Origin of the sequence: Actinoplanes sp. CA-252034, assembly GCF_050956125.1 — a bacterium.
Taxonomy (GTDB): Bacteria; Actinomycetota; Actinomycetes; order Mycobacteriales; family Micromonosporaceae; genus Actinoplanes.
In genome coordinates this window covers 6,419,905-6,440,031 of record NZ_CP191846.1, presented here as the reverse complement: position 1 = coordinate 6,440,031, position 20,127 = coordinate 6,419,905, and the positions used below count along the sequence as shown (strand labels likewise).

At 67.5% G+C, this 20,127-nt stretch carries 25 protein-coding genes and 1 pseudogene; 8 read left to right on the top strand and 18 right to left on the bottom strand.

From position 1 onward, the window contains the following. Positions 1-88: 88 nt before the first annotated feature. The 5 genes from ACQPZW_RS29755 to ACQPZW_RS29735 are packed head-to-tail and all read left to right on the top strand — an operon-like array spanning position 89 to position 5,314. Entirely contained in the window at positions 89-1,759 is a 1,671-nt protein-coding gene (locus ACQPZW_RS29755) for an ABC transporter substrate-binding protein (protein WP_433789337.1), read from the top strand. Positions 1,760-1,763: 4 nt separating this feature from the next. Continuing rightward, positions 1,764-2,753 carry an ABC transporter permease gene (locus tag ACQPZW_RS29750; protein ID WP_433789336.1) on the top strand — a complete coding sequence of 330 codons (990 nt, stop codon included), beginning with the start codon at positions 1,764-1,766 and terminating at the stop codon, positions 2,751-2,753. Beyond that, positions 2,750-3,628 carry an ABC transporter permease gene (locus ACQPZW_RS29745; RefSeq protein WP_433789334.1) on the top strand — a complete coding sequence of 293 codons (879 nt, stop codon included), beginning with the start codon at positions 2,750-2,752 and terminating at the stop codon, positions 3,626-3,628. Before ACQPZW_RS29750 ends, ACQPZW_RS29745 begins: the two co-directional genes overlap by 4 nt. After that, the gene (locus tag ACQPZW_RS29740) at positions 3,625-4,470 is read left to right on the top strand and encodes an ABC transporter ATP-binding protein (protein ID WP_433789332.1); all 846 of its coding nucleotides are present in this window, start codon (positions 3,625-3,627) and stop codon (positions 4,468-4,470) included. Before ACQPZW_RS29745 ends, ACQPZW_RS29740 begins: the two co-directional genes overlap by 4 nt. Positions 4,471-4,513: 43 nt before the next feature. Then, positions 4,514-5,314 carry an ABC transporter ATP-binding protein gene (locus ACQPZW_RS29735; protein ID WP_433789331.1) on the top strand — a complete coding sequence of 267 codons (801 nt, stop codon included), beginning with the start codon at positions 4,514-4,516 and terminating at the stop codon, positions 5,312-5,314. Positions 5,315-5,399: 85 nt separating this feature from the next. Here ACQPZW_RS29735 and ACQPZW_RS29730 read toward each other — a convergent pair whose 3' ends face one another. After that, positions 5,400-5,666, bottom strand: a complete 267-nt coding sequence (locus tag ACQPZW_RS29730; protein ID WP_433789330.1) for a helix-turn-helix domain-containing protein — start codon at positions 5,664-5,666, stop codon at positions 5,400-5,402. Between the two features lie 64 nt (positions 5,667-5,730). Here ACQPZW_RS29730 and map point away from each other — a divergent pair, with 64 nt between their 5' ends. Next, a complete protein-coding gene (map, locus tag ACQPZW_RS29725) occupies positions 5,731-6,498 on the top strand; it encodes a type I methionyl aminopeptidase (protein ID WP_433789328.1) in 768 nt (255 codons plus the stop codon). A gap of 39 nt (positions 6,499-6,537) precedes the next feature. Here map and ACQPZW_RS29720 read toward each other — a convergent pair. From ACQPZW_RS29720 to ACQPZW_RS29645, 16 genes and pseudogenes are all read right to left on the bottom strand, one after another. Beyond that, positions 6,538-7,538: pseudogene (locus ACQPZW_RS29720) on the bottom strand (HEAT repeat domain-containing protein). Then, the gene (locus tag ACQPZW_RS29715; protein WP_433797656.1) at positions 7,525-8,259 is read right to left on the bottom strand and encodes a HEAT repeat domain-containing protein; all 735 of its coding nucleotides are present in this window, start codon (positions 8,257-8,259) and stop codon (positions 7,525-7,527) included. The pseudogene ACQPZW_RS29720 and the gene ACQPZW_RS29715 overlap by 14 nt, the downstream one beginning before the upstream one ends. A gap of 151 nt (positions 8,260-8,410) precedes the next feature. After that, on the bottom strand, positions 8,411-9,574 hold the full coding sequence (locus ACQPZW_RS29710; protein ID WP_433789326.1) for a site-specific integrase: 1,164 nt from the start codon (positions 9,572-9,574) through the stop codon (positions 8,411-8,413). Further along, positions 9,571-9,732, bottom strand: coding sequence for a helix-turn-helix domain-containing protein (locus tag ACQPZW_RS29705; protein ID WP_433797654.1), 162 nt, complete (start codon positions 9,730-9,732; stop codon positions 9,571-9,573). The genes ACQPZW_RS29710 and ACQPZW_RS29705 overlap by 4 nt, the downstream gene beginning before the upstream one ends. Before the next feature lie 68 nt (positions 9,733-9,800). Continuing rightward, on the bottom strand, positions 9,801-11,594 hold the full coding sequence (locus ACQPZW_RS29700; RefSeq protein ID WP_433789325.1) for a replication initiator: 1,794 nt from the start codon (positions 11,592-11,594) through the stop codon (positions 9,801-9,803). Then, on the bottom strand, positions 11,594-11,890 hold the full coding sequence (locus ACQPZW_RS29695; RefSeq protein WP_433789324.1) for a hypothetical protein: 297 nt from the start codon (positions 11,888-11,890) through the stop codon (positions 11,594-11,596). Before ACQPZW_RS29695 ends, ACQPZW_RS29700 begins: the two co-directional genes overlap by 1 nt. Beyond that, the gene (locus ACQPZW_RS29690) at positions 11,887-12,657 is read right to left on the bottom strand and encodes a DUF2637 domain-containing protein (RefSeq protein WP_433789323.1); all 771 of its coding nucleotides are present in this window, start codon (positions 12,655-12,657) and stop codon (positions 11,887-11,889) included. The genes ACQPZW_RS29695 and ACQPZW_RS29690 overlap by 4 nt, the downstream gene beginning before the upstream one ends. After that, entirely contained in the window at positions 12,654-12,944 is a 291-nt protein-coding gene (locus tag ACQPZW_RS29685) for a hypothetical protein (RefSeq protein WP_433789322.1), read from the bottom strand. The genes ACQPZW_RS29690 and ACQPZW_RS29685 overlap by 4 nt, the downstream gene beginning before the upstream one ends. After that, positions 12,941-13,147: a hypothetical protein gene (locus tag ACQPZW_RS29680; protein WP_433789321.1), complete on the bottom strand. Its 207-nt coding sequence runs from the start codon at positions 13,145-13,147 to the stop codon at positions 12,941-12,943. The genes ACQPZW_RS29685 and ACQPZW_RS29680 overlap by 4 nt, the downstream gene beginning before the upstream one ends. Further along, on the bottom strand, positions 13,144-13,560 hold the full coding sequence (locus ACQPZW_RS29675; protein WP_433789320.1) for an RRQRL motif-containing zinc-binding protein: 417 nt from the start codon (positions 13,558-13,560) through the stop codon (positions 13,144-13,146). Before ACQPZW_RS29675 ends, ACQPZW_RS29680 begins: the two co-directional genes overlap by 4 nt. Next, positions 13,557-13,883 (bottom strand): hypothetical protein, encoded by a 327-nt coding sequence (locus ACQPZW_RS29670; protein WP_433789319.1) that lies wholly within the window; start codon positions 13,881-13,883, stop codon positions 13,557-13,559. Before ACQPZW_RS29670 ends, ACQPZW_RS29675 begins: the two co-directional genes overlap by 4 nt. Next, positions 13,880-14,335: a DUF6197 family protein gene (locus ACQPZW_RS29665; protein WP_433789317.1), complete on the bottom strand. Its 456-nt coding sequence runs from the start codon at positions 14,333-14,335 to the stop codon at positions 13,880-13,882. Before ACQPZW_RS29665 ends, ACQPZW_RS29670 begins: the two co-directional genes overlap by 4 nt. 117 nt (positions 14,336-14,452) lie before the next feature. After that, positions 14,453-14,923, bottom strand: a complete 471-nt coding sequence (locus ACQPZW_RS29660; protein WP_433789316.1) for a hypothetical protein — start codon at positions 14,921-14,923, stop codon at positions 14,453-14,455. Further along, complete coding sequence (locus tag ACQPZW_RS29655) at positions 14,920-15,798, bottom strand: FtsK/SpoIIIE domain-containing protein (RefSeq protein WP_433789314.1); 879 nt, start codon at positions 15,796-15,798, stop codon at positions 14,920-14,922. The genes ACQPZW_RS29660 and ACQPZW_RS29655 overlap by 4 nt, the downstream gene beginning before the upstream one ends. Positions 15,799-15,914: 116 nt before the next feature. Beyond that, positions 15,915-16,841 (bottom strand): hypothetical protein, encoded by a 927-nt coding sequence (locus ACQPZW_RS29650; protein WP_433789313.1) that lies wholly within the window; start codon positions 16,839-16,841, stop codon positions 15,915-15,917. Positions 16,842-17,149: 308 nt separating this feature from the next. Beyond that, complete coding sequence (locus ACQPZW_RS29645) at positions 17,150-17,470, bottom strand: hypothetical protein (RefSeq protein WP_433789312.1); 321 nt, start codon at positions 17,468-17,470, stop codon at positions 17,150-17,152. Positions 17,471-17,627: 157 nt separating this feature from the next. Here ACQPZW_RS29645 and ACQPZW_RS29640 point away from each other — a divergent pair, with 157 nt between their 5' ends. Then, positions 17,628-18,371 (top strand): XRE family transcriptional regulator, encoded by a 744-nt coding sequence (locus ACQPZW_RS29640; RefSeq protein ID WP_433789311.1) that lies wholly within the window; start codon positions 17,628-17,630, stop codon positions 18,369-18,371. Between the two features lie 12 nt (positions 18,372-18,383). Continuing rightward, positions 18,384-18,854 (top strand): NUDIX hydrolase, encoded by a 471-nt coding sequence (locus ACQPZW_RS29635; protein WP_433789310.1) that lies wholly within the window; start codon positions 18,384-18,386, stop codon positions 18,852-18,854. On the opposite strand, the gene ACQPZW_RS29630 is transcribed toward ACQPZW_RS29635, so the two are convergent. Further along, positions 18,842-19,390, bottom strand: coding sequence for an HD domain-containing protein (locus ACQPZW_RS29630; protein WP_433797653.1), 549 nt, complete (start codon positions 19,388-19,390; stop codon positions 18,842-18,844). The two genes, ACQPZW_RS29635 and ACQPZW_RS29630, sit on opposite strands and share 13 nt — an antisense overlap. Positions 19,391-20,127: the final 737 nt, after the last annotated feature.

Here is a 20,127-nt window from a genome sequence, read left to right as displayed (position 1 = left end):
GAGAACCGGCGCTTGACATCGCAAACTTAAGCCGCTTAATAATGTCGTCATCGAAGTTGATCCCTGTCTTGGAACGAGGAACCCGCCGATGAAGAAGACCGTCGCGGCGGCCGCCGCGGTGACGCTCGCGGTGCTCGCCGGATGCACCAGCTCCGACGGCGAGGCGAAACCGGGCGCCGCGAACAGCTCGATCACCATCTTCAACGGAGCCAACGGCACCATCGTGGAGAACTGGAATCCGTTCTCACCGACGCAGCTGCAGCCGACCAACGGCACCATGATGGAGGCGCTCTTCTGGTACAACGTGGCCAGCGAGGCGCCGCCCGCGCCGATGCTCGGCACCGCCTACCAGTGGAACGCCGACGGCACCGAGTTGACCGTCACCACCCGCGAGGGCGTCACCTGGAACGACGGGAAACCGTTCAGCGCCAAGGACGTGGCCTTCACCTTCGACCTGATCAAGCGGACCAAGGCGATCAACGCGACCGGCTTGGACCTCACGTCGTCGGTGGCCAAGGACGACAGGACCGCGGTCCTCACCTTCGGCAGCAAGTCGTTCACCGACGAGGCGTCGATCATCGGCCACACCCCGATCGTCCCGGAGCACGTCTGGAGCACGATCGACGACCCGGCGAAGACGATCAACCCGAACCCGGTCGGCACCGGGCCGTACAAGCTGAAGTCCTTCTCCTCGCAGAGTTTCGTCCTGGAGAAGAACCCGAACTACTGGCAGGCCGGCAAACCGCAGATCCAGAACGTCCGCTACATCTCGCTGGCCACCGCCGACGCCGCCAGCGCGGCACTCACCGCCGGCCAGGTCGACTGGATGAGCTCCTTCCTGCCGGGTCTGGATCAACTGCTCAAGAACCACAAGGACCTCTCGTACGTGAACACGCCCGTCCTGACGGCGTCGATCTTCACGTGTTCCAGCACCGCGTACGGATGCTCCGGCCCGCAGACCGACACCGCGGTGCGCCAGGCCATCTACCACGCGCTGAACCGCGACCAGCTCAACAAACTGGCCGGTGGCGGCTACGCCGGTGTCGCCTCGCCCACCCTGCTGCTGCCCGAGCGGGACAAGAAGTGGATCGCCGACCCCGCCCAGGTCACCATCCCCGGCGCCCCCGACGCGGCGAAGGCCAACCAGATCCTCGACGCGGCCGGCTGGGTCAAGGGCGGTGACGGCATCCGTGCCAAGGACGGGCAGCGCCTGTCGCTGACCATCCAGACGGTCACCGGCTGGAGTGACTTCATCTCGCTCAACGACGCCATGAGCCAGCAGCTCAAGGAGGCCGGCATCGAGCTGAAGCCCACCCAGCTGTCCTGGAACGAGTGGAACAACAACCAGGTGCAGGGCCGCTACCAGCTCTCCCTCGACTCGATCGGTCTCGGCGCCAACTCCAACCCCTACCACACCTACCAGGCCAAGTACGCCACCGTGACCACCGCCAAGGTCGGTGAGGCGGCCCAGACCAGCGGCAACTTCGCCCGCTACAGCAACGCCACGGTCGACAAGGCACTCGACGTCGCCGGCGGCACCAACGACGAGGCCCTGCAGAAGGAGCAGTACACGATCATCCAGAAGGAGATCGTGCGGGACCTGCCGTACATCCCGATCTACGTGAACTCGCTGCTCACCGAGTTCAACACGAGCCGCGCGACCGGCTGGCCGACCAACGACAACAAGTACGCCCTGCCCGCCTCCTGGAAGATCTGGGACAACGGCATCGTCCTGGCCAACCTCCAGCCCGCGAAGTAGCACCGTGCGCCACCTGCTCCGCAAGCTCGGTTTCTACCTGGTCGCCCTGTGGGCGGCGCTGACCGTCAACTTCGCGATCCCGCGGATGATGCCCGGTGATCCCGTCGAGATCATGCTGTCGAAGATGGGACAGAAGGGCCCGGTGACCGAGGAGACCCGCCGGGCCATCGAAGCCCTCCTGGGCGCCGACTCCGGCCGGCCGATCTGGTCGCAGTACGCCGACTACCTGGCCGGGCTGTCCCGCGGCGACCTGGGCGTCTCGCTGGTGTTCTTCCCCGCGCCGGTCAGCTCGATCATCGGGCAGACACTGCCCTGGACGATCGGGCTGATCGGCCTGGCCACGATCATCTCGTTCCTGACCGGCGTGGGGCTGGGCACCCTCGCCGGCTGGAGACGGGGATCGTGGACGGACAACCTCATCCCGGTCACCACGATGTTCCAGTCCGTGCCGTACTTCTGGCTCGCCCTGATCCTGCTCTTCGTCTTCGGCAGCATCTGGCCGGTCTTCCCGCTCAACGGCGGCTACGACGTCTACAACGTCACGCCCGGCTGGAACGGGCCGTTCCTCGGCTCGGTCGTCTACTACGGCACCCTGCCGGCGCTCACCATCATCATCTCGTCGATCGGCGGCTGGATGCTCGGCATGCGCAACATGATGGTCTCCACGCTCTCCGAGGACTACATGCTCACCGCCGAGGCCAAGGGCCTCAAACCCGGCAAGATCATGAGACGGTACGCCGCACGCAACGCGATCCTGCCGTCGATCTCCGGGTTCGCCATCTCGCTCGGCTTCGTCGTCGCCGGCTCGATCGTCACCGAGGCGGTCTTCTCCTACCCCGGCATCGGCTCCGCGCTGCTGCAGGCGGTCGGCGGCAACGACTACGCGCTCATGCAGGGCATCTTCCTCATCATCACGCTCTCGGTGCTCGGCGCCAACCTGCTCGTCGACCTGCTCTACTCGATCATCGACCCGCGCACCCGGATCGCCTCGTGACCGGCAAGCTCCTCGCCGGTCTGCTCCTCGCCGGCCCGATCGCGCTGTTCGGGCTGATCGGCCCGCTGCTCGTGCAGGACCCGTCCCGCGTCGACGACATCGGGCTCAGCGCACCCGGCGCCGGCCACGTGCTCGGTACCACCCAGACCGGGCAGGACATCCTGGCCCAGCTCGCGTACGCCACCCGCGGCTCGCTCATCGTCGGTGTCGTCGTCGGCGTGCTCACCCTCGTCCTGTCCGGCTTCTTCGGCATCGTCGGCGCGTACGCGGGCGGTTGGCTGGACGAGGTGTTCTCCCTGTTCATCAACATCATGCTGGTCATACCGGGACTGCCGGTGGTCATCGTCATCTCGGCGTACATGCCGGACCGCAGCCTGCTGCTCGTCTCGCTCGTGCTGGCGATCACCAGCTGGGCCGGGTCGGCACGGGTGCTGCGCGGGTCCACCCTCAGCCTGCGCAACCGCGACTACGTGCTGGCCAGCCGCGTCGCCGGAGAGCGGCGCTGGCGCATCATGCTGATCGAGATCCTGCCGAACCTGGTTCCGCTGCTCGCCTCCCAGGTGGTGTTCGCGGTCATCTTCGCGATCCTCGGCGAAGCCGGACTGTCCTATCTCGGGCTCGGCGCCAGCGAGTCGTTCACCTGGGGGACGATGCTCTACTACGCGCAGAACGGGCTCGCCCTCCGACTGGGCGCGTGGTGGTGGTTCGTACCACCCGGCCTGCTCCTCGCCCTTTTCGGCGCAGCCCTCGCGCTGATCAACTTCTCGATCGACGAGAAGATCAACCCCCGGCTGCGGACCCGGACTCGCGCGGCACGCCGTGGCCGGCGGATGTCGCGGGAACAGCTGCGCCGGGCCGAGGAGGCGACGCTGTGAACCGGCCGGTGCTGACCGTGGAGGGCTTCAGCGTCGACTATCTCGTGGAGCCGGTCGTGCACGCGGTCAAGGACGTCTCCTTCACGCTGCGGCGGGGCGAGATCCTCGGCCTGGCCGGCGAGAGCGGGTGCGGCAAGAGCACTCTGGCGTACGGAATGGTGCGTCTCCTCAAACCACCGGCCGCCGTCACCTCGGGGCGTGCGGTGTTCCACGCCCCGGACGGCACGGACATCGACTGGGGCGAGCTGGGCGCGGAGGAGTTGCGGGCCGCGCGCTGGGACCGGATCTCGATGGTCTTCCAGGGGGCGATGAACTCGCTCAACCCGGTCATCTCGATCCGTGACCAGTTCGAGGACGTGTTCGTGACCCACCGGCCGCAGATGTCCCGCGGCGAACGCCGACAGCGTTGCGGTGACCTGCTGGAACGGGTGGGCGTGGACCGTACCCGGCTGAGGTCCTATCCCCACGAGCTCTCCGGCGGCATGCGGCAGAGGGTGATGATCGCGATGGCCATGGCCCTGGAGCCACAGATCATGATCATGGACGAGCCGACCACCGCGCTCGACGTGGTGGTGCAGCGCGACATCCTGCGCGAGATCAGCCGGTTGCGTGACGAGCTGGGGTTTGCGGTCGTCTTCATCACCCACGACCTGCCGCTGCTGCTGGAGATCAGCGACCGGATCGCGGTGATGCGGCACGGCGAGATCGTCGAGCTGGGGGAGGCGGCGCAGCTCTACACGACGCCGCGGCATCAGTACACGCGGCGACTGCTGGCGTCCTTCCCCAGCCTGACCGGCGATCGCGGCGCGTTCGTCCGCGGCTCCGCCCTGGAGGCGTCATGACCCGCCATCTCGTGGTCGGCCTGGGCTTCGCGGGGGTCGCGTCATGACCCGGCTCGAGGTGCGCGGGCTGACGAAGGAATACCGGCTGCGTGACGGGCTGCGGTCGCGTCGCATGCGGGCCGTCGACGATGTCGGCTTCGCCCTCGACCACGGCCGGACCGTCGCCCTGGTCGGGCAGAGCGGCAGCGGCAAGTCGACCATCGCCAAGCTGCTCCTGCAGCTGGAACGCCCCACAGCCGGACAGATCCTGCTCGACGGGCGGCCGGTCGCGCGTCGCGGCGCCGGGCTGGTCCGCTACCGGCGGCTGGTCCAGATGGTCTTCCAGGACCCGTTCGCCTCGCTGAACCCGCACCACGACGTCGCCCACCACCTGGCCCGCCCGCTGCGCCTGCACCACCCGGCGCTGACCCGGGCCGACATCGACGCCCGGGTTCGTCACCTGCTGGAACGCGTCCAACTCGACCCCGGGTTGGCCGGCCGCCGCCCGCACGAGCTGTCCGGTGGGCAGCGTCAGCGCGTCGCCATCGCCCGCGCGCTGGCCCCCTCGCCGGGCATCCTGATCGCCGACGAGCCGGTCTCGATGCTCGACGTGTCGATCCGGCTCGGCGTGCTCAACCTGCTGGCCACCCTGCAGCGCGAGGAGGATCTCGGTGTCCTCTACATCACCCATGACCTGGCCACGGCCCGGCACTTCTCCGACGACATCCTGGTCATGTACCGCGGGCGGATCGTCGAGCACGGTCCCGCCGACGAGGTGATCCTCAACCCGAAGCACGAATACACCCGCCTGCTCGCCGACGCCACCCCGAACCCGGAACGCCGCCTGGGCCGTCAGGGCGCGTGACCGATCGGGGCGCGTGCCCGATCGGTCGCGTGGCTGATCAGGGCGCGTGGCCGATCCGCGCTGATCTGTCGGGAAGTCTGACCCGTCAGGAAGCCCGGCTCATCAGAGTGCCGGCCAGCCAGACGTCGGCGAGATCGGCGAGTGGTATGTCGAGTGCCTGGCTGAGGCAGACGACGGTGCCGAATGCCGGAGCGGGCAGGCGGCCCGTCTCGATCTTGCGGAGGGTCTCCGGGGAGATGCCCGCGGCCAGGGCCACCTCGACCAGGCTGCGCCCGCCCCGCGCGGCCCGCAGTGCCGTTCCGAGACGCTGCCCCGCGGCGATCTGTTCGGGGGTGAGTGGTTGCCGGACCATGTCCGCAGGATAGCCTCCCGGACTGCGTGGTATAAAAATACCGCACACGGAGAGGGAGACTGTCGTGATCGAGCTGAAGTCCGCCGAGGAGATCGGCCGGATGGCGGTGGCCGGCCAGTTCGTCGGCGAACTGCTCGCCGAGCTGAAGGACGTCGCCGCCGTCGGCGTCAACCTGATGGACATCGAGCACCACGCCCGCGGCCGCATCAAGCAGCGCGGCGCCGAGTCCTGCTACTGGGACTACGCTCCCTCGTTCGGCCGGGGCCCGTTCCGTAACGTGCTGTGCCTGTCGGTCAACGACGCCGTCCTGCACGGCCTGCCGCACGAGTACGTGCTGCGCGACGGCGACCTGGTCAGCATCGACATGGCGGTCGGCATCGACGGCTGGGTCGCCGACTCCGCGCTCTCGGTCGTCGTCGGCACCCCCGACCCGGAGGACCTGAAGCTCATCGAGGCCACCGAGGTCGCGCTCGAGGCGGGCATCGCGGCGGCCCAGCCCGGCGGGCGGCTGGGCGATGTGTCCGCGGCGATCGGTGAGGTGGCCCGCTCCTACGGCTACGGGGTCAACGGAGAGTTCGGCGGGCACGGCATCGGCCGCACCATGCACGAGGACCCGCACGTCGCCAACAGCGGCCGGGCCCACCGCGGCATGCGGCTCGACCCCGGACTCACGATCGCCATCGAGCCATGGTTCTGCCGCTCCACCGACAAGATCAAGTTTGATGAGGACGGCTGGACGATCCGCTCGGCGGACGGCTCGCGGACGGCCCATTCCGAGCACACCGTCGCCATCACCCCCGGCGGCCCGCAGGTGCTGACGCGCCGCCCTTGACCATGCGCCGGCCCACGGGCTCGGCCGACGCCGTCGGCGTCACCGTCGGCTGCGCAACTCCAGGATGTAGGCGGCGGTCAGGGCGACGCCACGGTCCTCGTCACGGGCCAGCGTCTCCAGAGCGCGGGTGGCCGTGTCGCCGGGAATGTCGGCGAGGGCCTGGGTGAGGCGCCTGCGGACCGGCGCGGCGGCCTCACCGGGGAGAGGTGCCCGACCAGCCCGGTGGCGATCCGCTCGGCGAGTGCCGGATCGGCCGCCAGCATGCCCATCGCGTCGGCGGCCTCCACGTCGTTCACCGCGTCGACGACCATGTCGATCAGCGTGGGGACGGTGCCGGCCACTCTGCGTGGGCCGAGCGTCAGGGCCGCGTGTCGCCGTACCGCGATGTCCTCGTCGGTGAGGGCGTCGTGCAGCAGCGCCGTCGCCGTGTCGGTGGGGATCTCGGCCAGCGCCCGCACGGCCCGTCGGCGGATCTCGGGCTGAGCCGCGTTCAGGCCGTCGGCGAGCAGCGCCGGCCCGGCGTCGCCGGCCTGGGCCAGAGCCCAGCGCAGGGCGCCCGCCACGTTCGGGTCGGTCTCGTTCAGCGCCGCCTCGACGAGCGCCTCGACGGGCGTCGGTGTGGTCTCGGTGGAGAGCGCGGCCCGCTGGCGGCGATCCGGGCTGTCCGAGCCGAGCGCGTGCAGCAGAGCGACCACCTGAAGGACGTCCGGCCAACCCGACGGCTCCGCGTCGCTGATGCGCCGGAGCCGGGTGAGTAGCTCCGTCTCCCGGGCGATGCGATCCCTGGTCCGCTCGATCAGGTCGTCGACGAGCCTGGACGGTGTGAAGCCGGGATCCTCCAGCGCCCGCTTCACGTCACGCAGCGACAGGCCCAGGGTGCGGAGGCTCTCGACGTGGAAGATCCGCCGGATGTCCTCGTCGGTGTACTCCCGGTAGCCGGAGTTGCTGCGGCCGGTCGGTTGCACGAGACCCAGCGATTCGTAGTGGCGCAGCATCCTGGCACTCACCCCGGAACGCCGCGCCACCTCACCGATCAGCACCGTCCGTCACGACTCCTGTCCCCGCACTACCGTCCCCCCACTCCTGTAGCTCACCGCTTCCGTCGCCGGCGTCTTCCGCGGGTGGCCGCTCCGGGGCGTCCGGACCCAGGGCCACGATGCGCTTCGCCTCCTCGACCGCCGCCTCGAAACCGGCGTCCGGGTCGTGGAGCAGCCGTTCCGTCGCGAGCGCGTGGTGGCGTACCCGAGGGTCGGGGTCCGTCTTCGCGGCCGTCAAGGCCGGCACGATTGTCTCACCGAGCCCGGTCAGTGCCCGGCTCAGACTCAGCCGCGTCTCCCGGTCACCGCGCCCGAGCTGGGTCACCAGCACCGCCGTGAGCACCGAGACGTCCTCGTCCGGCGCGAGCGCCACCGCCGTCCGCCACGCGGTGCGGGCCGTCTCGTCGTCGGGGTCGGTCAGCAACTCGCGGGTGATCGCCGGCCACGCCCGCCGGTCCCCGATCTTGGAGAGCGTGTGCAGGGCCTGGCTCCGCGCCCGCGGATTGGCCGAACCCAGCTCCCCGACCAGCCGCGGCACCGTCTCGGCCACCGCATGCCGGGTGATCGCCCACGTCAGCATGTCCCGCACGTAGAAGTCCGGCTCGACCGAGCACCGCTCGACGAGCCGGTCCACGTACTCCGGGTCGGGCGCGGTGCCGATCGCCATGACCGCCTGCAACCGCACCGACGAGCTCGGATTCTCCAACCCCTGGAGAGCTTGCATGATCACCGGGACCACCTCCGCGCCCCAGTGAAGGCCTTGCCACAGTGTCAAGGTCAAGCGGTTGAGGTCATGTCCAGTCCTACGCAGGTGAGAGGGCGTATCCTCTTGGCGGATACGCCCTCTCAGCATGTCTGGGTGACTAACTGGGTGACTAAGCCCCAGAGGTGTCACCTGGCCCGAAGATTCGGTCCATGGCTGTCGCCCCGTTCAGTAGGACCGGGCGCAGTTGGTGGCGGTAGACAGTCTCGGTGATCGAGGTTCCGGAGTGCCCGCACAGGTCGGCGATCTCCTCGATACTCATGCCGTTGTCTGACAGCAGCGAGACGAAGCTGTGCCGCAGCTCGCGAACCGTCCAGTCGTCCGGATTCATGTCAGTACCCGCGACCATCGCGCGGAAGGCGCGCAGCACGGCGTGCCGATTTAGTTGCGTACCAGTCTTGCTGGCGAAGACGATGTCGTCCGGTCCGGGATTCTCCTGTGCAGCATGGTGCGCGGTGAGGACTCGGACGCAGCGGACGGGCAGAGCGAGAGAGCGACGTGACTTCTTCGTCTTGGTGTCGCCGTGCGCACGGACTGAGTGCCATACGTGGATGGCCGGCGGAATCGGCGGCTCGGCGTCCGGTCGTCCGACCAGGTCGACGTGAGCCCAAGTGAGCGCCCGTAGCTCTTCGGTGCGAGCGCCGGTCAGCAGCGACAGAACCACGTAGGCGTGCAGGCTGCTCGACTCGGCAGCGGCGAGGAGCGCTTTGGCCTGCTCGTAGTTGAGTGATTTGGAGGGTCGCCCGGCGGTGCCGGTCGGTACCTTGCACAGGACGACAACGTTGCGCATGACTAGATCGCGGGCCATGGCCCGGTTGATTGAACGTTTGGCGATCGAGTGCAGCAGCCGCAGGGTTCGGGTACTGAGTGTTTTGGCCTTGTCGGCGAGCCATTTGTCTACGTCAGTGGCGTTGAGTTCGTTTTGTCTACGTGGGTCGCGTAGTTTGCGTGCGCCGATCGCGGGGATGACGTGGTTCTTGGCCAGGCTGGAGTAATTGTCGACGGTCTCCTGATCCACGTCAGTGAGTCCGTAGGTAAGCCAATCGGTGACGGCGTCGGCGACCGTGAATGCAGTCGCGGGTGTCGATCGGCCGTCCTCGTACTCACGGATCTTCTTCCGGAGTGCGTTGTTCGCTTCGGTTTTGGTTTTGCCGCTGGCCTTGCGGACGATGCGCTTGCCTGCCGGGGTGTAGCCGACGGTGACTGAGGCGATCCAGCGCTGCCGCGCTTCGTCCCAGTGCAGGCCGCCATCACCCCGGCTCCGGCGTTTCGTCATGCGGCGACTCCTCTCGTGCTCTCCCGTTCGAGTAGGGAGACGTATTCGGTGATGGCCGACTCGGGGACGAGCCGGGTACGGCCTTCCTTGACGGTGCGAAGCCGTCCTGAGCGGATCAACTCGTAGATGACGGAACGGCTCAGGCTCAACAGCCGCATCGCTTCGGGGACGCGGTAGAGCGCTCTTGGGGTAGTGCCGTCCACAGGTTCTTCCTCCTTCAGCGTGATCAGGCAGCGGTGGTGACAGCCGATAGGGATCGGCCGAGAGCATGTGCGATTTCTTCGCGTCCGGTCTCGTGTCGCTCACGGGCTTGAGCTGCGGCGCTGTTGGCTAGGAGGGCGTCGCCGGAGGTGTGCCAGCCGACTCCGGCAAAGCTGAGGGTGCTGACAATCAGGGTGGTCTCGTCGAGGTGATCGACCGCCCGAACAGCGGCGTTGTCATCAAGTTCTTCGGTGGCTCGGCGGAAGGCGATGCGGGTGTCGCGGAGCAGCCGGAAGGTGACGGAATAGCGGCGGGCTTTGGTGAGGAAGTGGCCGCCGTAGCCGAGCATGTGGGCCCAGCGGCGGAGTTTGGCGTATGAGTTGGCCGGTTTGGTGGTGCTGGCCGGTTTGGTGTCAAGGCTGGCTTGACGTTCGGCGACGCAGACGGGGCAGGCGCGGTATCGGGTGTGGGTGCCACAGTCCGGGCAGTGCCACGGCTCGATGAAAGGCCCGCCGACAAAGCCCCGGTGTGCGCGGAGTCCGCCACGTTCCCGGGTGGGGCTGTTGGGGTCGTGGCCGAGTCGCCAGCAGGCTTCGACGAGTCGTTGGACGTGGGTGCCCTGGGGGTGGGCGTGGAGCCCGACGTTGTCTTCGGTGATGCGGGTGGAGTTGTGCCCGGTGGCTTCGGTGCTTTTGGTGGCGTATTTGGCGAGGTATCCGGCGACCATACCGTCGGTGACTTCGCCAGAGCCGCTGAGGCTGATCGGGCGGATGTCGGCCTGGTCGCCCCAGGTCATGGGCCAGCCGTCCGGCTTCTGAGGATGGGCTGAGGTGGTGAAGGTGACCTGACCGGCAGCGTTGGTTAACGCGTCGACGAGGTCGGCGAGTCCGATCCCCGGCGGCGGGGGAACGACGGCGGTCGGGTCGTGGGGGTCGATGCCGTCGAGGCGGACCAGGGCGTGGAAGTGGACGGCGCCGCGGCGTTGCATCTCGGCGGCTTTGCCGTGGGAGAGCCGCACCGGTGGCACGTTGCGGGTCTTGCCGCTGGCCGAGGTGACCATGACGGGTGGGATGCCTCGGGTGCGGCAGAGTTTGGCGAGGGCGCGTTCAGCGTGTTGTTTGGTGCGGTGCCAGAGTTCGGCGGCGTGCAGGTTGAACACGACGTGGTGGTCGTGGTCGTAGCAGTCGAGGCACAGCGGCTGTCCGAGGGCCGGGTCGTCGGCCTCATGCCGAGTCCAGCAGACAGCCGGCATCTGATGCTGGCAGGGGCCGGGGGTGTCGCGGCGGGCATGGCAGGGGTCGGGTCGGCAGTCGCAGCGTTTGCGGTCGGTGCAGGTGTGCCGCCGAATGTGGCGGGTGTGGACGGTGCCGAAGCCGGGTGCGGTGAGGGTGACGAACGCGGCCGGGTGGCGGGACACCGTTGCGGGGACGCCTTTTCCGCCGACGAGCCCGGCACGCAGGAGCTGGTAGGCGTCGCGCTGATAGGTACGCGCGCAGGCGGGGCAGACCGAGGAACGCCGGTTGCCGCAGGCTTTGTAGATGGCGGCGTCGGGGAGTTGGTCGGTGTGCCGGGAGTCGAGCAACCGTCCGGTGACGGCTTCGATGGTGTCGAGGCTCCCGGACAGCCGGATCGGGCGGGTGCATTCACCGGCCGCGCGGACGTGGCTGAGCCAGTCGAAGTAGTCGGGCTGGGTGGCGCGGGCGAGTGCCTGCCCGGCAGTGCTGTAGTCGGGGGAGGGCGCGGTCCAGGAAAGTTCACCGTTCGAGCCCGTACCCCGGGCAGAGTGCTCCCGGGATACGAGGTCCAGCGTCGAACTCATCAGGCAGCGATTCCGGTAGTCGGGTGCTGCGGGCCGTGGTGGCCGGTGTGGGTGAAGGTGACCGTGTGCTCGATGACGGTGATCGTGCAGGCCGGGCACTGGCGGTGGGCGGGTTCGTGGCGTCCGCAGTCGATGACGGCGGACTTGTTGCCGCAGCGGACGGTGATGGGGTTGCGGCAGGGGCCGCCGGGGGAGACGGCGACGATGGTGCGCCGGGTGTCGTAGGGGTGCGGCTCGGCAGGGTTGGCCGGGCAGGTGTGGGTGTAGTGGTTGACGTTGACGAGGTAGGCGGTCATCGGGTGCCACCGAGGGCGGGGATGTTGCCGTTGATCCGGGTCGGGTCCGGGTTGTCGATGACGGCCAGCAGGTGCCCGGCGATGGCCGGGGTGGTGTTGAGCCGGGCGGCGAGCTCGTCGGCGGTGATGGGTTCGGTGGACATCTGCCGGTGCTGCATGGTGATCATGCGGGCGGCGGAGACGAGCCGGGCCGGGACGTCGGGTGTCGGGTGACGGTCGGTGTCGGCCGGCGGTGTGGTGAGTACCGGTGCCGGGGTCGAGACGGCGATAGGGCCGTCGGTCTTTCCGGTGGTTTCCGCCGTGTTGGTGGGGGTGAGTTCGTTCTCGCGGTGTTCGATGGCGGTGAAGTCGGGCCGGATCTTTCCGGCGACCCATTCGACGGCGGCGACCAGGCCGACGACAAGGGCGAAGATGATGCGCAGTCCGATCGGGCCGGGGGCGGCGGCGTTGACCGCGCCGGAGATGACGACCACGACGATGAGGACTTTGAGTGCGGCGCGTTTGGCGTCGGTGGCCATGCCGACGGTCTGGGTGATGGTCAGCATGGAGACGATGGCCAGGTCGAAGACGGCGGGCACGATCCAGGAGAAGATGCCCGCGCCGAGGTGATCGAGGAAGTGCGCCTGGTGAAGGTAGCTGGCGGCGACAGCGCCGACGACGATGCCTTTGTTGGCCAGGCGGATCAGGCGGATCGCTTTGAGCATGCCGGGCACGGCCTTCTTGGCGTACTCGGTGGCGAACTGCTGGGTGAGGCTGATGGTGGTCATCGGAGGCCTCCGTCGTTGGTGACGGGAATGACGGCGGTGACGCCCATGCAGGCTGAACACCAGACGGCGGCGTAGCCGTCGTCGAGCAGCTCGTTGACGCGGTCGTCGAGGGTTTCGTATTCGGCGGGGAACAGCGACAGGCCGTGGCATTCGTCGCACCACCGTCGGGTGGGGCACAGGCTCAGAACGGGGCCGAGTTCGTCGTGGATTCCGGCGGGGCTCATCCCGCCGATGCACCAGAGGCAGTCGTCGGCGGCGAGGTGCGCGCCGAGGTCGATGAGGCTCATGCGGTGCCTCCCGGGATGTCGCTGCGGGTCACCGGGTTGCTGTTGCGAGCGGGATCGATCCAGCCGCAGACGTCGCAGTTGTAGTAGCCGCATGACTGGCAGCAGTCGGTTCGGTCCTGACCGGCGGTGGCCTTGCCGAAGGTGTCGGCGCAACCGGGGTCGCCGCAGCGGCAGGTCGTGTTCTCGGGTGAGGTGGCAGTCATCGGTGGGCTCCTTCGGCACAGGAGAGGCAGGTTCCGAGCGAGCGGGGGATGTAGTAGTCGCGGGTGATCCCGCAGGTGTCGCAGGTGCGGCGGGCGGTCAGCATCCGTTCGATGACGGCGAGCTGGGCCGGGGTGGCGGTGCGCTTGGGTTTGGCCAGGTCACGCCGGTAGAGGAACGCGACGCGGCGCTGCTTCTTGTGCCGCCACAGGATCTGGGCAACCGGGTCGAAACCGCCGGGACGCAGTCCCTCGGCCCGCAACTGGCGCCGGGTGGCCAGTCCTTCCGGGGCGTAGCGGAAGGGAAAGGTGGGGAAGCCGTAGCGGCTGCCGGTGGGGTCGTAGAACTCGATGCGGATGCCGGTGCGGGCACCGAGTGCGTCGAGGAATTCGCTGGTGAGGGCGGAGGCGGTCATTTGCCGCCTCCCCAGCGCTGGTGGGCGGCTTGGCGGGTGATGCCGAGCCGGTCGGCGATGTCGGCCCAGGAGTAGCCGTGGGAGCGCAGGCCCTTGACGGCTTCGCTGATGGAGTCGTCGAGCTGGGTGGAGAGGGCGACCATGTCGCGGAGTGCTTCGACGTCGCCGGTGGCGATGCGGCGGGCGAACGCCTTGATGATGCGGCGGATGAAGGCGGCGTATTCGTCGTTCTCGACGACGTTGCGGCGGCGCGGCTTGGTAGGCCGGCTGTCGCCGGATCCGGTGTTCGGCGTCAAGCCGGTGTTGACAGTGAAACCGTTCACCGGGCACCCCCGGTGTGGTGGATGGTGTCCCACTCGTTGGCGGCGTCGGTGAGAGCTTCGATGACCTCGTTAAGGGTCCGGTCGGCGAAGTCGTTCCAGTCGCCGATTACGTCGATGGCGCTGTTGCCGTAGCCGTCGTTCGCGGTGTATTCGAGGTCGATCCAGGCGGCAAAGACGCGCATGGCGCGGATGGCAGCGATGGCCTCGGCGGTGTCGTCGCCGTCGATGACGAGCATGCCGGTGGCCAGGGAGCGGCCGGTGGCGGCGGTCATGATGGCGCCGGAGGCGCAGGCGGGCGGGAACGGACCGGCGGTGTCGGCGGTCATGTCGAAGAACTGGTGGCGGGTCCAGCCGTGCTGCTGGAGGTAGACGGCTGCTCCGCGCAGCAGGTCGGCCGGGGTCATGGTCGCGTCGAGGTCGGGTGTCGGAGTGGTTTGACGGGTAGCCTTCATGGCAGCCACGTCCCTTTCTTGGGGTGGTTGGCGAATGGCTGGCAGGACCCGCCCTTGCTGGCAGGCGTTGGATCGGGTCCTGTCGGCCGTGCATATGCAGTTTTGGATTTCCGCTGGTCAGCAGCCGGGGCAGTGCCGACGGTTGGTGAAGCTGCGACGGGCCGCAGCGGCGGCGATGATGGCGGCCATCGCCAGGACGCCGAGGAGCTGTCCGACGTGGGCGGCGATGAACTCGACGAGCTGGCCGATCAGGTAGGCGGCGACGGCCGCAGCTCCGGCGATGGTGCCCGTGATGGTGGTGACGATGACCGCGATCCGGGCGCGTCGAGGGCGACGCTGGACACGGGTGCGGGCGTACTCGCCGACGGAGCTGATCCGGGTGCTGGGCTGGTATTCGCGGAGTCGGAGGGTGACCTGGAAACGGTCGCCGACCGGGCGGGGCCGGGTCAGGGCGACGAGGGTTCCGGCGGTGCGGTGGTTCGCCACGATGTTGGCGAGCTGGGTGGCGGTGCCGGTGACGGTGTGATCGCGGTTGATGTAGTGGCCGGCGGCCGGGCGGCGGTGCCGGTCGGTGGCGTGTGGGGTCATGCGGCCATCTCCCATTGACTGGTGGTGGACGGTGCGGGGGTGCTGATGCCGGACGGGCGTCGCATCCAGGCGGCGTAGTCGGCGATGTTGTAGATCTGCTCGTCGGTGAGGTACGCGGCCTTGATCCGGCGGGGGATACCACCTTCGGCGAGTAGCCAGGCGGCTCCCCGGTTGTCGGGGTCGATGTCGGTGGCCGTGTAGCCGAGGTCGGCCCAGCCTTGGCCGAGGATCACGTCGGAGCTGCCGTTGGTGGTGCAGCGGAACGCGCACCGGTAGCCGAAGAGGTCCCGCAGGGAGGCGGGGATGATGTCCCACGAGGTGCGCTGGGTCGCGGCGACGACGGGCATGCCGCAGGCGCGGCCGAGGGAGACGAGCCCGCGGAGCAGGCCCTCGAATTCCTCCTGTTGTGCCTTGGTGCCGAGCACGGTGGAGAACATGGCAAGTTCGTCGATGATCGTGAGGATCGTTGACAGGTTGTCGTCGCGACTGACCTTGCGGCGGCGTTGCGACAGGATCCACTGGTAGCGGTTGGTGGCGACGGTCAGCAGCCGTTTGAGGACGCTGATGGCGGCCTCGATGTCGTTGCCGATGAACGCGTCGGCGATGTCGCGGTAGGGGCCGAGCTCAACGAACTTGGCGTCGAGCAGGACCATGCGGGTGTTGGCGGCCAGGGCTGCCTTGGAGGCAGCGAGGTTGATCAGGCCGGATTTGCCGCCGCCGGGTTCTCCGGCGATCAGCAGGTTGTGGAAGACGACGTCGAGCATCACGTGCTCGCCGAATTCGTCGATGCCGACGAACATCGGGTCGAACATCGACAGGTTGGGTGCGACCGGTATCCGGTCGGTGCCGAGTGGGCTGCGGGAAATGACGGACATAGTGGTGGCCTCCGGTAGGCGATAGGCTGCGGAGACCGACGCGGAGGACGCTGGTTGTTGGAGGCCGGTGCGGCCTTCGCGTCGGGTCCGTTTCGGGTCAGTCGTTCTCGTGCAGGTCAGTCCCAGGGGTCGTCGTCGAAGGTGTCGGCGGCCGGAGCCGCTTTGGACGCCTTCTTGCCGTTGGGGCTGGTGGCCGACTTGGCGGCCGTGGCGAGCGGGGACTCGGCCGGAACGTCCGGCAGGTCCAGCGCGGTCGGCACATCGGTGGCCGTCGTGTACGCGGGCGGCATGTTCTCGGTGTCGATGACGCCGACCAGCGGCGAGTTGACCGTGGCGGTCAGGACTTCGCGGCGCTTGATGTCGAACCGCACGAAGGCGGCCTTCTTGTTGTCGCTGGCGAGTTCGACCAGCACCGACGAGGCGTGGCAGGTGACCGCGATCTCGTCGAGGCGGCCCTGCAGCCGCGACAGCGACAGGCCCGGCCGCAGGTAGACCCAGACACGTTCCCCGACCGGGGTCGGGCGTGCCCACAGGATCAGCGGCAGGCTGCCGGACTTGTTGGCGATGAGGAACTGCGAGAAGCAGACCCGCAGCCGGTGCCGGACGATGAAGCACCACCCGAGGGCGGTGACCCGGCGGCGAAGAGCGGGCACGGCGGCCGGGATGCCCACGAGGGGCGCCACGATGGCGGCGGTGACCAGGGCCGGGGTGGCGTTGGCCAGGGCGATCCAGCCGTAGACCAGCGCCATACCGGCGGTGATCTCCGGGAGCCACCACCAGATCAGGCGCAGCACCGGCCAGATCCGGACCAGCGTCCAGACGAAAGCGCCGGCGACGAAGGCGATCGGAGCGGCCAGCAGCGCGGCCAGGATCGGGTGCATGTGGTCGGACGCCACCGTCATGGCGAGGACGCCGACGATCAGCGCGGTGATGATGAACGCCATCCGGGCGTTACGCGCCGTGGTGCGCAGCACCCTCTGTTCGATGACGGTGACGGTTCCGGGTTTTCTGCCGAAACCGAAACCTCCGGTAGATTTGGACACGACACGTCCTCCCTGATCAGGGGCGGGATGGGTTGGAAGGCGTGGGGTCGGCAGGTTGGTAGCCCGTGAACCGGCCCTACGTCATCTCTTCGAGGTCGAAGGCGGCGAGGCTGGCAGGGATGAGACCAGTACCAGCCCCGCGCCACACTTCGGATTGCTTCGGCCACACGGTGGCCGACAGGTCGGGATGCTGGAGAACCAGCGCGATTCCCGGACCATCAGGTTGAATCAGTGGGAATGACGACCGTCAGCGGTCGAAGGTAGGCCACGGACACTGTGGCTCGGGTGTTCAGGTGTTGCAGGAAGTGCTACTTGCTCGCCGAGGTACTCGTCAGGGGCTTCAGCGACGCCGCGCGGAACGCCGTGCCGTTACGACCGTTGGTAGCCCATGCCTTGGCCTCCAGCGCCTCGACAGTGACGAACTGACCAACCTCAACCAACGGAATCTCACCGACCGTGGTGATGTTGATGACCTCGCCACCCGTCTCGTCGAGCGCGACGACCTGGGTCTGCCACATCGGACGGCCCGTTCCCCTCTCGGACCGCTGATTGCCCTTCTCGTCCACCTTCGGCTGAGCCTTCTTCGCCACCGTGAACGTGATGCCGGTGGTGTCCACGTAGATCTTCACGAGGGGTTCCTTCCCCAGTAGTGAGCACGCCCCCTGCGGGCGATTCGCTCGATGCCTAGAAGGCTCCTTTAAATGGCACGGCATCCTCACCGCGTAATCTGGACTTCCAGGGACGTCTGCAATAGCGTGAAGACGTCCCTAGATGTCTGGAGGAGTTGTGGCGAACGAACGGCTCCGTGATGCGATCTTGCGCAAAGAGCTGACCGTGACGTCGGTGGCCGGCCAGCTCGGTGTGGATCCAAAGACTGCTGAGCGCTGGATTACGCAGGACCGCACGCCATACCCGAAGCACCGTCACGCATTGGCCAAGATCTTGCAGCAGTCAGAGGCCTATCTATGGCCGCAGGCCTTAGCGCCGGAACGTGCAACCCGCGTGGCTGAGTCTGAGATCCTGCATGTCTATCCACGACGAAGCGCGGTTCCGAATGATCTGTGGCAGCAGCTCCTGGACCAGGCGAACAACCACATCGGCATCCTTGCTTATGCCGGATTGTTTCTGCCCGAGCAGAATCCTCGCTTCGTTCCGACGCTCGTTGAAAAAGCCGACTCTGGCGCGGTGGTCGAGGTCGTTCTAGGTGATCCGGACTGCGCCGAAGTGGCAAAGCGAGGCGAGGACGAAGGGATCGGCGACACGATGGCAAGCAAGATCCGCAACACGCTCGCCTTCTACCGCGAACTCGAAGGAAACGACAACGCCTCCGTCTACTTCCACCAGACGATCCTCTACAACTCCATCTACCGCTTCGACGACGAGATGCTCGTGAACACCCACCTTTACGGCATCCCCGCAGCGTATGCCCCAGTCATCCATCTGCGTCGACTTGCCGGTGGAGACCTGTTCGACGGCTACGCCAATAGCTTCCAGCGGGTCGTCTCAAAGTCCAAGTACGTCTGGCCGTGAAAGAGTGAGGACATGGCACGCATCGAGCACCTCAACAACCCGGCAGCACCGAAAGCCAACAGCATAGTTTCAGCGGCGACCACGTTCGTGCAGGACGGCATGGGCCGTGTGCTGCTCATTCGCCGGACGGACAATGAATTGTGGGCATTGCCGGGCGGCGCGCAAGATTTCGGCGAGACCATCGCTGAAACCGCAGTTCGGGAGACTGCCGAGGAGGCAGGTATCAGGGTCGAGGTGGTTGACGTGGTCGGCATCTATACGAACCCGCATCACCTAGTCGAATACAGCGACGGCGAAGTCCGTCAGCAGTTCTCCATCTGCCTCCGCGCCAACTACATCGGCGGTGAACCCACGCCGAGTAGCGAGTCATCAGAGGTTCGGTGGGTGGACATGACCGAGTTGGACTCGCTTCCGATCCACCCTTCGATGAGACTTCGGATCGACCACGGTTTCGAGAACCGTGATAAGCCCTACATCGGTTGAGTGTCCAGCCGCTGCTCAGCACGGGTGACGGCTTCAACGAGCGTCGGTTCTGCTTGTGCCCAGAAACGGGTAACTAGGTGCTCCGGCCCGTATCGTTGGCGAACCTCACCAAGCCGATCACTGACCGACAGGCTGTGCCCGTGAGGCCCTGTTGTCATGTCCGCATACCAAAGAGCGTCAGCGACCGGCGAACGCTCATACTCGAACTCCGCAGTCAACTGATCAGCTAGACCTCTTTCAGTGGCCTCGAAGATCGCGCACGAGTGATACGCAACCAGGCCTGCGATTCGTTGAGGAAACCCTTCCAGCAGAAGATGCCGAGCACCGTCGAGGGAATGAAAGCCGGTGTCAACGATGTCAGGCGCATAGCCGACATCATGAAGCCACGCGGCTGCGACCAGCACCTCAGCGTCAGTAGCCGGAAGGGTCGTCGAAACGTGGGCCGCTTTCGCGGCTACAGCTTGGACATGTCGCCAGCGCGTAGGTAGCGCTTCGGCGAGGCAGGACTCAGCGAATGTCGCTGCCCTCTTGATCAATTGGCTCACAACTTCAGGCTTGCACGGATCGTGAAGCCATACCAGAGCCCGAGGGGACGTCTATAGACGTCCTCGATCGAAGGCAAGAAAGAGCAGGTCCCGGTCGGCTGCCGGATCTTGTTCAAACTTTCTGTACGTCTTCAAGGCGGCCCGAAACGGGCCGCTCACGCCGCCGCCAGGGCGCGAGCCCGCCGCTTAGCTGGCGCACACGACGGCCACGCAGGCAGCCCGTCGGCTGGCGTGGAGAGCGGAGGATCGGGCCTGCCGAAGACCGCCAGGGGTGCGCGGTTGGGATGGTGAGGATTTGGCCGGCGTCCGACCGGCTCGACCTGGGCAGGTGCACTAGGTCGCCGCGCGGCTCACGATCGTCGGTCGCCGGGGTCGGCGGCGCGCGAGTGTGCCGGGCCGCTCCTCCAAGCTCAAGGGCGCTACGCGTCGCAAGCGACGGCCGCGAGCGGCCGCCCTTGACCTCGGAGCCTCTGCGACCCTCGGGCAGGAGTCGTGGGCAGGCCGATGGCCTGCCCTCACAGGGCGCGCGCCACCACCCCCGACACCCGACTCGCCACCGGTCACCGTTCGGGTGTCAAGGTAGCCTTGACGCTACATCGCTGGAGGAGTCGTCACCCTAGAGTGCCTGTTCAGAGGCCATGTGAGTGACAAGCGTAGTAATACTGAGGTTCTGGAGCGCGCAGGTCAGACGAAGATATCGCCACCCGGGTAAAACCGAGGAGGGGATG